The organism is Streptomyces sp. NPDC029674 (assembly GCF_044903205.1).
GTDB lineage: Bacteria > Actinomycetota > Actinomycetes > Streptomycetales > Streptomycetaceae > Streptomyces.
This window is the reverse complement of sequence record NZ_JBJDPY010000003.1, coordinates 577,822-590,621: the sequence shown is the minus strand read 5'-3', so window position 1 is coordinate 590,621 and position 12,800 is coordinate 577,822. Positions and strand designations below refer to the sequence as shown.

Annotated in this window: 11 protein-coding genes; 8 read left to right on the top strand and 3 right to left on the bottom strand. The window is 71.7% G+C overall.

Going from position 1 to position 12,800, the window contains the following annotated elements:
• Positions 1-8: 8 nt before the first annotated feature.
• Both ACI2L3_RS10075 and ACI2L3_RS10070 read right to left on the bottom strand, forming a co-directional pair.
• Positions 9-842 carry a MurR/RpiR family transcriptional regulator gene (locus ACI2L3_RS10075; protein ID WP_404751832.1) on the bottom strand — a complete coding sequence of 278 codons (834 nt, stop codon included), beginning with the start codon at positions 840-842 and terminating at the stop codon, positions 9-11.
• Positions 839-2,413: an aromatic amino acid ammonia-lyase gene (locus ACI2L3_RS10070; RefSeq protein ID WP_404751831.1), complete on the bottom strand. Its 1,575-nt coding sequence runs from the start codon at positions 2,411-2,413 to the stop codon at positions 839-841. Before ACI2L3_RS10070 ends, ACI2L3_RS10075 begins: the two co-directional genes overlap by 4 nt.
• 142 nt (positions 2,414-2,555) lie before the next feature.
• Between ACI2L3_RS10070 and ACI2L3_RS10065 the strand changes: the two genes are divergently transcribed.
• From ACI2L3_RS10065 to ACI2L3_RS10040, 6 genes are read left to right on the top strand one after another with little or no spacing between them, the layout of a single operon-like run.
• Positions 2,556-3,827: an ABC transporter ATP-binding protein gene (locus ACI2L3_RS10065; protein WP_404751830.1), complete on the top strand. Its 1,272-nt coding sequence runs from the start codon at positions 2,556-2,558 to the stop codon at positions 3,825-3,827.
• Positions 3,824-4,474, top strand: a complete 651-nt coding sequence (locus ACI2L3_RS10060) for an ABC transporter permease (RefSeq protein WP_404751829.1) — start codon at positions 3,824-3,826, stop codon at positions 4,472-4,474. The genes ACI2L3_RS10065 and ACI2L3_RS10060 overlap by 4 nt, the downstream gene beginning before the upstream one ends.
• Before the next feature lies 1 nt (position 4,475).
• Entirely contained in the window at positions 4,476-5,147 is a 672-nt protein-coding gene (locus ACI2L3_RS10055) for an ABC transporter permease (protein WP_404751828.1), read from the top strand.
• Positions 5,148-5,158: 11 nt separating this feature from the next.
• Positions 5,159-6,094, top strand: coding sequence for an ABC transporter substrate-binding protein (locus ACI2L3_RS10050; RefSeq protein ID WP_404751827.1), 936 nt, complete (start codon positions 5,159-5,161; stop codon positions 6,092-6,094).
• Positions 6,095-6,120: 26 nt separating this feature from the next.
• Positions 6,121-7,515, top strand: coding sequence for a purine-cytosine permease family protein (locus ACI2L3_RS10045; RefSeq protein WP_404751826.1), 1,395 nt, complete (start codon positions 6,121-6,123; stop codon positions 7,513-7,515).
• An 11-nt stretch (positions 7,516-7,526) separates the two neighbouring features.
• Positions 7,527-7,946 (top strand): hypothetical protein, encoded by a 420-nt coding sequence (locus ACI2L3_RS10040; protein ID WP_404751825.1) that lies wholly within the window; start codon positions 7,527-7,529, stop codon positions 7,944-7,946.
• 396 nt (positions 7,947-8,342) lie between these two features.
• Here the strand turns inward: ACI2L3_RS10040 and ACI2L3_RS10035 are convergent, their stop codons facing one another.
• Positions 8,343-9,734 carry a cystathionine beta-synthase gene (locus ACI2L3_RS10035; protein WP_404751824.1) on the bottom strand — a complete coding sequence of 464 codons (1,392 nt, stop codon included), beginning with the start codon at positions 9,732-9,734 and terminating at the stop codon, positions 8,343-8,345.
• Positions 9,735-9,899: 165 nt separating this feature from the next.
• On the opposite strand from ACI2L3_RS10035, the gene ACI2L3_RS10030 reads away from it, so the two are divergent.
• Entirely contained in the window at positions 9,900-10,928 is a 1,029-nt protein-coding gene (locus tag ACI2L3_RS10030) for an SGNH/GDSL hydrolase family protein (RefSeq protein ID WP_404751937.1), read from the top strand.
• 463 nt (positions 10,929-11,391) lie between these two features.
• Positions 11,392-12,612: an acetyl-CoA C-acetyltransferase gene (locus ACI2L3_RS10025; RefSeq protein ID WP_404751823.1), complete on the top strand. Its 1,221-nt coding sequence runs from the start codon at positions 11,392-11,394 to the stop codon at positions 12,610-12,612.
• Positions 12,613-12,800 lie beyond the last annotated feature (188 nt).

Here is a 12,800-nt window from a genome sequence, read left to right as displayed (position 1 = left end):
GACGCGGGTCACTCCACGAAAAGCCCCCGCGCCGCCGCCCGTACGTCGAACTCCTCCAGGCGGGCCTGCGCGTCCGGCAGGCCGTCGCACATCGCCTCCAGGAGGACGCGGCCCAGGAGCATCGGGGCGCAGGCCGTGTCGAAGGCGAGGCCCGTGCCGACGGCGGCCGGGAGGAGGAGGTCGGAGTGGGCGGCGACCGGGGCGAACGCGGAGTCGGCGACGGTGACGACGGTCAGGCCCGCGGACCGGGCGTGGGCGAGCGCGTCGACGACCTCGCGGGGGTGGCGGGGCAGCGCGAAGCAGAGGAGGGACGTGGCGCCCGCGCGGACCGCCGCGTCGATGCGGTCGGCCAGCATCGTGCCGCCCTCGTCGAGGAGGCGTACGTCGGGGTGGACCTTGGCGGCGAAGTAGGAGAACCCGTACGCCTGGGAGGCGGCCGCCCGCAGGCCGAGGACGGGTAGGGGGCGGGACGCGGCGAGGAGGCGGCCCGCGCGTTCCACCGGCGCCGGGTCGGCGAGGACCTCCGCGAGGTGCCTGAGGTTCTCGATCTCCGCCTCGACCGCCTGCTGGTACTCGTTGACGGCCGTCGCACCCGACGCCTCCGCGGGGGCGACGTCCCGCAGGTGCTTGCGCAGGGCCGGGTAGCCGTCGAAGCCGAGGGCGACGGCGAAGCGGGTGACCGAGGGCTGGCTCACTCCGGCGAGTTCGGCCAGTTCCACGCTGGAGAGGAAGGGCGCGTCGGCGGCCCTGCGCACCATGCAGTGCGCGATGCGCCGCTGGGTGGGCGTGAGCCGGTGGCCCTCGAAGAGCACTTGCAGTCGCGCGGCAGGGCTGTCACTCATGCCGTCCCCCTCAGGATGTCCGTATCCGCGGTCGTTCCGGCGCCGGGTTCCGACCGGCCGACTTCCGACCGGAGCCGGGTGAACCGGTCGAGGAGTCCCGCCGCCGCCGTCACATCATCCGTCAGCGGCCGGTCCGCGATCTCCGCTTCGAGGACGGAGTCGGCGAGCTCGAAGGCCCGGGCGAGCGGTGTCGCCGGGTCGAGGCGCAGCTCGCGCTGGCGCAACGCCCTTACCGCCGCGACCAGTTCGCACCCCACCACCATGCGGTACGCCTCGCAGGCCCGCAGTGTCTGGCGGGCGGCGAGCGAGGCGAAGCTGGCCTGTTCCTCGACGCCGCGGGAGAGCACCGCGTGGCCGAGGGAGGCGGGCGCGGAGAAGGCCCGCAGGTCGCCGAGGGCGGCGCCGGCCGCGTATTCGAGGATCATGACGCCCGACGAGGCGGGTTCGCCGTCGGCGAGGAAGGGGCGCAGGCGGGTGAAGGCCGGTTCGTTGAGCGTGGAGAGCCGCGAGGTGGACAGGCGGGCAGCCTGGGTGACGGAGAGCCGGAAGTGGTCGAGGGCCAGGGCGAGTTGGGCGAGGTAGAAGCCGCCGTGGTGGTACGCCGCCATGTCCTCCGGTGAGATCAGGGGGTTCTCCGCGGCGGCGTTGATCTCGACGGTGAGGACGGCTTCCAGGGCGTCGGCCGCGTCGTGTGCCGGGCCGTGGATCTGCGGGACGCAGCGGAAGCCGTAGGGGTCCTGGATGCGGCCGAGGGGCGGCGTCGGCCGGTCGGGGGCGCCGAGGAGGTGCCGCATGTGTTCGGCGACCGCGTAGGAGCCGGGGTGGCGGCGCGCCTCGTGCACGGGGAGCGCGTACGCCTCGTACGACCCGTCGACCGCCATCAGGGAGAGCGCGGCGACGACCTGCGTGGCGCCGATCAGGCCGCGCAGTTCGTGCAGGGCGAGTGCGGACTGGCCGAGGGTGAGGGCGTTGCTGCTGATCAGGGCGAGGGCGTCGTTGTTGTCCAGGGGCTGGGGCTCCGGGGGTGTCCCGCTTCCCCGCCAGGGGTGTTCGCCGGCGAGTGCGAGGCCCATCTGGGCGAGGGCGGCGATGTCGCCGGTGCCGACCGAGCCGAACTCGTTGACCGTGGGGTACGCGCCGGTCTCCAGGGCCTCGCAGAGCGCGGTGACGACGCTCGGACGCAGGCCCGCGCCGCCGGCGAGGAGCTGGTTGGCGCGGACCGCGAGCATGGCGCGGACCTGCCGGGCGGGCAGCTCGGCGCCGATGGCCCCGGCGTGCGAGCGGAGCAGCCTGAGGCCGTGGTCGGCGGCCGCCTCGGTGGGCACGTCCTCATTCCGGTTGGCGCCCACGCCGGTGGAGCGGCCGTAGACGCGGCCCCAGGCGGCGATCTCCCGCGCGGCGTTCCAGGACTCCTCGGCGCGCTTCATGCCGTCGGTGGCGGGCACGGGCCGGGCGTCGGATTCGGCCAGGCGTACGACGTCTGCGACCATCATTCCCCGGCCGTCGAGGACGACGACCGCTCCCCTGTCGCCGGTCGCCGTGTCCGCGATACGAGACGACTTCACTCGCATTCCCTCCCCAATCGGACGTCCTGTCTTGCCCTGCGGCCACTTGTTACCGGTGTTTTACGCGGGGCACACCGCACCCTATTGACAACTTATTCAGACAGCGAGAACTCTGCATGACGATATACAGCCGGGCAAGGGACTCCACATGATCCAGTTCGACACGGTCCGCAAGCGCTTCCCGAACGGCACGACAGCGGTCCACGACCTCACCCTGGACATGCCGGAAGGCGGCGTGACCGTCCTCGTCGGGTCTTCCGGTTGCGGCAAGACGACGACCCTCCGCATGATCAACCGCATGGTCGACCCGACCTCCGGGACGATCCGGGTCGGCGGCCGCGACATCCTCGAACAGGACGCGGCGGAGCTGCGCCGCTCCATCGGCTACGTCATCCAGCAGGCCGGCCTCTTCCCGCACCGCACGGTCCTCGACAACGTCGCCACGGTGCCGCTGCTGCTCGGCTGGGGCCGCAAGAAAGCGCGGGCGCGGGCGGCGGAGCTCCTGGAGACGGTCGGGCTCGCCCCGGACGCGGGCAAGCGCTACCCGCACCAGCTCTCCGGCGGCCAGCAACAGCGCGTCGGCGTGGCCCGCGCGCTCGCCGCCGACCCGCCGGTCCTCCTCATGGACGAGCCGTTCGGCGCGGTGGACCCGGTGGTCCGCACCCAGCTCCAGGACGAACTCCTCCGCCTCCAGCGGGAGTTGTCCAAAACCATCGTCTTCATCACGCACGACATCGACGAGGCGGTACGGCTCGGTGACCGCATAGCCGTCTTCCGCACCGGCGGCCACCTCGTGCAGTGCGCCGGGCCCGCCGAGCTCCTCGCCCGCCCCGCGGACGACTTCGTCGCGGACTTCCTGGGCGCGGAGCGCGGCCTGAAGCTGTTGTCGCTGACGAGCCTGGCGGGTGTTCCCCAGGGTCCCGCCCCGGAGGGCGGGGCGTGGACGCTCCGCCTGGACGCGGTGGGGGCCCCACTCGCGTGGCGCCACAAGGACGGTGACGCGGCGGACGTCCCCGTACGCCCGCTGCGCGACACGGACTCGCTTCTCGCCGCGCTGGACGAGTCCCTGGCCTCGCCTGCGGGGCTCGTCGCCCGCGTCGACGAGGCGGGCGCGCTGACCGGGGTCTCGTCCCGCGACGACATCCACGAGTACGCGGGCGCGGCCCATGAGAGGGGTCGTTCCGTCCGCGGGCCGGTGGGGGCTGGTCGCGCAGTTCCCCGCGCCCCTTCCAGGGGCGCCTCAGCGGCGCCGGGCGAGGTGGACCAGTCAGGGGCGCGGGGAACTGCGCGAGCAACCACAGACGACCCGCACCCACCAGGGAACCGCCGGGGGCAGACGGGGCCGCGCACCACGGACGACCCCGCCCGCCCGGACGACGAGGCCACAGCCCCCCGCACCACAGCGAAGCGCACCCCGTGACCGTCGACTGGTCGTGGATCGCCGACCACACCGACGACCTCACCACCCTCACCCTCTCCCACCTCCAGGCCGCCCTCTCCGCCGTAGCCCTCGGGCTGCTGATCTCCCTCCCGCTGGCCGTCCTCGCACACCGCGTCCGCCCCCTGCGAGGACTCCTCCTCGGGCTCTCGAACGTCCTGTTCACGATCCCGTCCATCGCCGTCTTCGTGCTGCTCCTGCCGGTCAGCGGCCTCACCCGCACCACCACCGTCATCGGCCTGACGATCTACACGCTCGTCGTGCTCCTGCGGAACACGGTCGAGGGCCTGGACTCCGTCCCGGCGAAGACGAAGGAAGCCGCCAAGGCCATGGGCACCCGGCCCCTGCGCACGCTCCTCACCGTGGAGCTGCCCCTCGCGCTCCCCGTGATCATGGCGGGCGTACGGATCGCGACGGTCATGTCGATCTCCCTCGTCTCCGTGGCGACGTACATCGGCGACGGCGGTCTCGGACAGCTCTTCACGGACGGGTTCCAGCGCAACTTCCCCACCCCGGTGATCGTCGGCGTGGTCCTCACGCTGCTGCTCGCGCTCGTCGCGGACGCGCTGCTCGTCACCCTCCAGTACGTCCTGACGCCCTGGACCCGACGACGCCGTGGGAGCGCCTGACATGTACGAACTCTTCAAGGACCTCGGCGCCTGGCTGGTCAGCGACGAGCAGTGGACCGGCCCCGACGGCATCGGTCACCGGCTCGCCGAGCACCTCCAGTACTCGCTGCTCGCCACGCTCGTCGCCGCCGCCATCGCGCTGCCGCTCGGCCTGCTCATCGGGCACACCGGCCGCGGCGCCTTCGTCGCCATCAACCTGGCCTCCTTCGGCCGGGCGCTGCCCACCGTCGGCCTGGTCGTGCTGGTCTTCCTGGCCAGCGGGCTCTCCATGTGGCCCGTCTACATCGCGCTCGTCGCGCTCGCGGTCCCGTCCATCGTCACCAACACGTACGCGGGCATGACCGCCGTCGACCCCGAGGTGCGGGACGCGGCCCGCGGCCAGGGCATGCGCGCCCACCAGGTGCTGTTCCAGGTCGAGCTGCCGCTCGCGCTGCCGCTGATCATGACCGGGCTGCGGCTCGCGCTGATCCAGGTCGTCGCGACGGCGACCATCGCCGCGTACGTCTCCTTCGGCGGTCTCGGCCGGTACGTCTTCGACGGCCTCGCCCAGCGCGACCTGGTCCAGGTGCTCGGCGGCGCCGTGCTCGTGGCCCTCGTCGCCGTCGTACTGGATCTCGCCCTCTCGGCCCTTCAGCGCGCCCTCTTCCGCCACCGTCCCGCCAAACAGGCCTAGGAGCTCCCACGATGAACCGCAGAACCCTCCTCGGCGGACTCCTCGCCACCGCCTCCGTCCCCGCGCTCGCCGCGTGCAGCGGCGGTATCACCTCCCTCGACGGGGGAGGTTCCGGCGGCGGTGGCGGCGGCTCCAGCAAGGGCGGCGTCACCATCGGCACCGCCAACTTCACCGAGAACCAGGTCCTCGGGTACCTGTACGCGGCCGCGCTGGAGGCGGCGGGCGTGAAGACGAGCGTCCGGCCGAACCTCGGCACCCGCGAGATCCTCATCCCCGCGCTCAAGGGCGGCGACATCGACCTGCTGCCCGAGTACCAGGGCGCGCTCCTGCACTACCTCGACCCCAAGGCGGAGGCCACCGAGGAGGGCGAGATGCAGAACGCCCTCGCCATGCGCCTCCCGCGCGGCCTGCAGATCCTCCCGTACGGGCGGGCCGAGGACTCCGACGCGTTCGTCGTCACGCGCGAGACGGCGGAGGAGTACGGCCTCAAGTCCCTCGCCGACCTCGCCAAGCACAACGGCAAGCTGGTCATCGGCGCCGCGCCCGAGGTGAAGAAGCGCACGGTCGGCGCGGTCGGCCTCAAGGACGTGTACGGCGTCGAGTTCGAGGAGTTCAAGTCCCTCGACTCGTCCGGGCCGCTGGTGAAGGGCGCCCTGCGCAAGGGCGACGTCGACGTCGCGAACCTCTTCACCACCGACACCGACATCGCCGCCGAGAAGTGGGTCGTCCTCACCGACCCCAAGAACCTCATCCCCGGCCAGCACGTCGTCCCGCTCATCGCCGACCGCAAGGCCGACTCGACGGTCCGCAAGGCGCTCGCCCGCCTGGGCGCCCTCCTGACGACCGAGCAGCTCACCGAGCTCAACCGCCTGGTGGACAAGGACAAGAAGGACCCGGAGGACGTCGCGGACGACTGGGCCACGCGCCACGGAATAGCCAAGAAGTAGGCAGCTCAGCAAGGGAGTTGACGGGCATGGCAGCTGAAGGCCTGGTGGAGCGGCACTCCATCGACGTCGTCCCCGACGACGAACGGCACGGCACCGCGTTCAGCCAGTTCACGCTCTGGCTCGGCGCCAATCTGCAGATCACCGCGGTCGTGACGGGCGCCCTCGCCGTCGTCTTCGGCGGCGACGTGGTGTGGTCGCTCGCCGGCCTCGTCCTCGGCAATCTGCTGGGCGGCGCGGTGATGGCCCTGCACTCGGCGCAGGGCCCGAGGCTCGGCCTGCCGCAGATGATCCAGTCCCGCGCCCAGTTCGGCGTGAAGGGCGCGGTGGTCCCGCTGCTCCTGGTCATCCTCATGTACGTCGGGTTCTTCGCGAGCGGCAGCGTCCTCGCCGGACAGGCGACGGCCGAGCTGACGCACACGAACGACACCACGGGCATCATCCTCTTCGCCGCCGTCACGGCGGTCATGGCGGCGGTCGGCTACCGCGTCATCCACGCGCTCGGCCGGGTGGCGAGCGTGATCTGCGCGCTCGCGTTCGTCTACCTCGGCATCCGGCTCGCCGCCCGCGTGGACGTCGGGGCGCTGCTCGGCGACGCCCGCTTCGACCTGCCGATGTTCCTGCTCGCCGTCTCCCTGTCGGCGTCCTGGCAGCTCGCGTTCGGCCCGTACGTGGCGGACTACTCGCGCTATCTGCCGCGTACGACATCGGCGAAGGCCACGTTCTGGTGGACGCTGTCCGGCTCGGCGATCGGCTCGCAGTGGTCCATGACCTTCGGGGTCCTCGTCGCGGCCAGCGCGGGGGACGCCTTCCTCGCCAACCAGGTCGGGTACGTCGTCGGCCTCGGCGGCACCGGCCTGATCGCCTCCTTCCTGTACTTCGTGATCGCCCTCGGCAAGCTGACCATCAACGTGCTCAACACCTACGGCGGCTTCATGTCGATGGTGACCAGCATCAGCGGATTCCGGGGCCAGAAGGTGCTCGGGCCGCGCGGGCGGGCCGCGTACATCGCCGTGATCATGGTGGCGGGCACGGCGGTCGCACTGCTCGGCAAGGACAGCTTCCTGGCGTCCTTCAAGGACTTCCTGCTGTTCCTGCTGACGTTCTTCACGCCCTGGTCGGCGATCAACCTGGTCGACTACTACCTGATCTCCCGCGAGCGGTACGACATCCCCGCCCTCTTCGACCCGCACGGCCGCTACGGCGCCTGGCGCCGGGACGCCCTGACCGTCTACGGCGTGGGCCTCCTCGCCCAGCTCCCCTTCCTCGTCACGCACTTCTACACGGGCCCGTTGGTCGATGCGCTGGGCGGCGCCGACATCTCCTGGATCGTGGGGCTCGTGGTGCCCGCGGTCCTTTACTGGTCCGTGGCCGGGCGGAAAGGGGGGATAGCCCCACCGCGAGCAAGGCCCCCGGCCCCGTAACGTGAACGGTTATGGAAGCCCGTGACGCGGAACTCAAGAAGGAACTCGACGCCACTCTGCACGCCCGCAGAGAGCTCGGCGAAGAGTACGACTCCGCCCTGGTCGACTCGTTCCTCGGGAAGGTCGAGCAGCGCCTGGACGGCACGATCGACCGCCGTCTGCGCCGCCACCTCGCCGAGCAGCAGATGGTCGTCGCCCGCGGCGCCCGCTCCCCCGGCAGCCCCGTCGACTCCTGGAGCGAGCGCTTCGGCTTCGGCGTCATCTCGCTGGTCCTCGCGATCCCGCTCTCCGCGATCGCCTCGGCCAACGCGGGCCTGACGGGTCTCTTCATCTCCTGGGCGGGCATCCTCGGCGTGAACGCGGTGCACGGACTGCGCGGCACGGCCTTCGGCCGCCGGCGCGATGATCGCCCCTCGGAGTGGGACGGCTGATTCATACGGCCTGCGGGCCGGTGGGGGCTGGTCGCGCAGTTCCCCGCGCCCCTAAAGACAGCACCCTTCGGCGGGCGGCGAGGAGGACTCCCCAGGGGCGCGGGGAACTGCGCGAGCAACCCCCACCGGCCCGCAGGGAAGGCGCGAGGTAGACCCCTGCGTCAGCGCGGGGACCGCCGCACCCCCGGGTCACCCCAGGGGGCGGGACGACGGCGGTCCCCGCGAGGGACGCAGGCCCGGGTCAGAGCCGGGCCACGTCCAGGCGTCCGTGGAGGTCCGGGAGCCGCTCCGGATGTCCTGACGCCGACACCCACCAATGTGCCGCAGCCGTGTTAAGCGGGTGCTGCGCGCACATGACGTGCTCGTACCGCTTCCGCGAAGCGGAGTTCACCGACGTCACTGCCCCTGCTGCTCCGCGAGGAACGCGAGCAGGTCCTGCCGGCTCACGACACCCGTCGGCTTGCCCTCGACCAGGACGATCGCCGCGTCCGCGCCGCCGAGCACCGACATCAGGTCCGCGACCGGCTCACCGGAGCCGACCTGCGGCAGCGGGTCCGACATGTGCTTCTCCAGCGGGTCGGAGAGGGAGGCGCGCTGCGTGAAGAGCGCGTCGAGCAGCTCCCGCTCCACGACCGAGCCGATGACCTCCGCGGCCATCACGTCGGGGTGGCCGGCGCCCGGCTTGACGATGGGCATCTGCGAGACGCCGTACTCGCGAAGGACCTCGATCGCCTCGCCGACCGTCTCCTCGGGGTGCATGTGGACCAGCGAGGGCAGCGCGCCGCCCTCCTTGCGGCGCAGCACGTCGCCCACGCGGGGCGCGTCACCGGCCTGCTCCAGGAATCCGTAGTCGTTCATCCACTCGTCGCTGAAGATCTTGCTCATGTAGCCGCGGCCGGAGTCCGGCAGGAGGACGACCACGACATCGTCCGGGCCGAGCCGCTCCGCGACCCGCAGCGCCGCCACGACGGCCATGCCGCAGGAACCGCCGACGAGCAGCCCCTCCTCCTTGGCGAGCCGCCGGGTCATCTGGAAGGAGTCCTTGTCGGACACGGCGATGATCTCGTCGGTGACGTTGCGGTCGTACGCCGTCGGCCAGAAGTCCTCACCGACGCCCTCGACGAGGTAGGGCCGCCCGGAGCCGCCCGAGTACACGGACCCCTCGGGGTCGGCGCCGACGACGGTGACCGCGCCCTTGGAGATCTCCTTCAGATAGCCGCCCGTGCCGGAGATCGTGCCGCCGGTCCCGATACCGGTCACGAAGTGGGTGATCTTCCCCTCCGTCTGCTCCCAGAGCTCGGGGCCCGTGGAGTGGTAGTGGGAGAGCGGGTTGTTCGGGTTGCTGTACTGGTCGGGCTTCCAGGCGCCGGGCGTCTCGCGTACGAGCCGGTCGGAGACGTTGTAGTACGAATCCGGGTGCTCGGGGTCGACGGCGGTCGGGCAGACCACCACATCGGCGCCGTACGCGCGCAGCACGTTGATCTTGTCGAGGGACACCTTGTCGGGGCAGACGAAGATGCACTTGTAGCCCTTCTGCTGGGCCACGATGGCGAGGCCGACCCCGGTGTTTCCGGAGGTGGGCTCGACGATGGTGCCGCCGGGCTTCAGCTCCCCGCTCTGCTCGGCCGCCTCGATCATGCGCAGCGCGATGCGGTCCTTCACGGAACCGCCGGGATTGAAGTACTCGACCTTGGCCAGGACGGTCGCCTGGATGCCCGCGGTCACGTTGTTGAGCCTGACGAGCGGGGTGTTGCCGACGAGGCTGATCATCGAGTCGTGGAATTGCACCGTTGTCTCCGGGCTGCGATGTAGTGCGACGAATTGGTGCGGTCAGCCTAAGGGTGCCCAAGGCTCCGCCTCATCCGTTCACCTCTGCTTGCGATTGGCCGACCGTGCTTACGGGGCAATGAGTGGATGTACGGCCGTACGAACCGGTACGGCACGAGGAGGTGACTGCAGGGCATGTCGAGGGCGAGGGTGGCACGGCGGATCGCCGCGGGCGCGGCGTACGGCGGCGGAGGCATCGGGCTGCTCGGGGCCGCCACGGTGGGCGTGGTGCTGGCCGAGGTGCAGCTGGCGAAGCGGAACGTGGGCAATGGCGGGCACGTGGATCCTCCGCGGGCCGACGGCCGGTACGGCGGGGCGTTCGCCCGTCCCGCCCGCGCCGACTCCCCCGAACCGGTGCGGTTCGCCATGCTGGGGGACTCCACGGCGGCGGGGCAGGGCGTGCACCGGGCGAGGCAGACCCCGGCGGCGCTGCTCGCCTCGGGGCTCGCGGCGGTCGCCGAGGTCCCCGTCGACCTGCGGAACGTGGCGCTGCCCGGCGCCCAGTCGGACGACCTGGACCGCCAGGTGACGCTGATCCTGTCGGATCCGACCTGGGTGCCGGACGTCTGCGTGATCATGATCGGCGCGAACGACGTGACGCACCGCATGCCACCGACCCGCTCCGTGCGCCACCTCTCCGCCGCGGTGCGCAGGCTCCGTACGGCGGGTGCGGAGGTCGTCGTCGGCACCTGCCCCGACCTGGGCACGGTCGAGAACGTCTACCAGCCCCTGCGGTGGCTGGCCCGGCGCGTCTCGCGGCAGCTGGCCGCGGCGCAGACGATCGGTGTCGTGGAGCAGGGCGGGCGGACGGTGTCGCTGGGCGACCTGCTCGGTCCCGAGTTCGCGGCCCACCCACGGGAACTGTTCGGCCCCGACCGCTACCACCCCTCCGCGGAGGGTTACGCGACGGCCGCGATGGCCGTCCTGCCCACGCTGTGCGCGGCGCTGGGCCTGTGGCCCGAGGAGGAGCGGCCGGACGTCTCGCGGCGCGAGGGGTTCCTGCCGGTGGCGCGGGCGGCGGCGCAGGCGGCGTCGGAGGGCGGCACGGAGGTCACGGCCGCGATGCCGACGGGCCCCCGGGGTCCGTGGGCCCTCCTCAAACGCCGACGCCGCCGCCGCATCCACGCCCCGGAGCCGTCGCCGCTCCCCCAATGACCCCTGGTGCGGGCCGGTGGGGGCTGGTCGCGCAGTTCCCCGCGCCCCTGGGTAGTCCACCTCGGCCCACGCCGCCCGTGCGGGCTGCCCGGGGCTGGGTGCGCAGTTCCCCGCGCCCCTGGGTAGTCCACCTCGGCCCGCACCGCCCCCCCCTGGGTGGGCCACCTCGCCCGGCGCCGGGGGTGTGCTTTTAGGGGCGCGGGGAACTGCGCGACAAGCCCCCACCGGCCCGCAGGAGAAAACGGACCGGAGGAACCGGTAAGGGGCGCGGGGAACTGCGCGACCTGCCCCCACCGGCCCGCAGAAGAGAAACGCCCCCTTCCCGCCCCGGGCCCCGCGGCCTGAGCGCCCGCTTAGAAATGCGTCCCGCGTCACACCCCCCACCCGATGACCGACAGCGATACGTGCAGGTAACTTCCAGAGAGCCCTGCCTCACCCTTCGCCTCGTCACTGGAGCGTCCTGATGCCCGAAGCCGTGATCGTCTCTGCCGCCCGCACCCCGATCGGCCGCGCCTTCAAGGGCTCGCTGAAGGATCTGCGGCCGGACGACCTGACCGCCACCATCATCGAGGCCGCCCTCGCCAAGGTCCCCGAGCTCGACCCCAAGGACATCGACGACCTGATGCTCGGCTGTGGTCTGCCGGGCGGCGAGCAGGGGCACAACCTCGGCCGTATCGTCGCCGTGCAGATGGGCATGGACCACCTGCCGGGCTGCACGATCACCCGGTACTGCTCCTCGTCCCTCCAGACCTCCCGTATGGCCCTGCACGCCATCAAGGCCGGTGAGGGCGACGTCTTCATCTCCGCCGGCGTCGAGATGGTGTCGCGGAGCGTGAAGGGGACCAGCGACGGGCTGCCCGACACCCACAACCCCCTCTTCGCCGACGCGGAGGCCCGCACCGAGGCCGTCTCCAAGACCGAGGGTTCCAGCTGGCACGACCCGCGTGAGGACGGCCTGCTCCCGGACGCGTACATCGCGATGGGCCAGACCGCCGAGAACCTGGCCCGCACCAAGGGCGTCACCCGCCAGGACATGGACGAGTTCGGCGTCCGCTCGCAGAACCTCGCCGAGGCGGCCATCAAGAACGGCTTCTGGGAGCGGGAGATCACCCCGGTCACGACCCCGGACGGGACCGTCGTCAGCAAGGACGACGGGCCGCGCGCGGGCGTCACGATGGAGGGCGTGCAGGGCCTGAAGCCCGTCTTCCGCCCCGACGGCATGGTCACGGCGGGCAACTGCTGCCCGCTCAACGACGGCGCCGCCGCCCTCGTGATCATGAGCGACACCAAGGCGCGCGAGCTCGGCCTGACCCCGCTGGCCCGCATCGTCTCCACCGGCGTCACCGGCCTCTCCCCCGAGATCATGGGCCTCGGCCCGGTCGAGGCCAGCAAGCAGGCTCTCCGCCGCGCCGGGCTCACCATCGACGACATCGACCTCGTCGAGATCAACGAGGCCTTCGCCGCCCAGGTGATCCCGAGCTACCGCGACCTGGGCATCGACATCGACAAGCTCAACGTCAACGGCGGCGCCATCGCCGTCGGCCACCCCTTCGGCATGACCGGCGCCCGCATCACCGGCACGCTCATCAATTCCCTCCAGTTCCACGACAAGCAGTTCGGCCTGGAGACGATGTGCGTGGGTGGCGGCCAGGGCATGGCCATGGTCATCGAGCGCCTCAGCTAGGGCCGGGGGCCAGGGCCCGCCCCAGGCCCCTGGATCACTTCGTGACCCAATCTCCCCCAGGATGTGACCTATCTCCTGGGGGAGGTGCATATGCCCAGCTCAGAGCATGTCCGCGGGGGCACACCGGGTCCAAAGACCTGTCCAGTTCGTGACGTAATGCACTGACAGGTGGATCGTGCAGGCTTCAA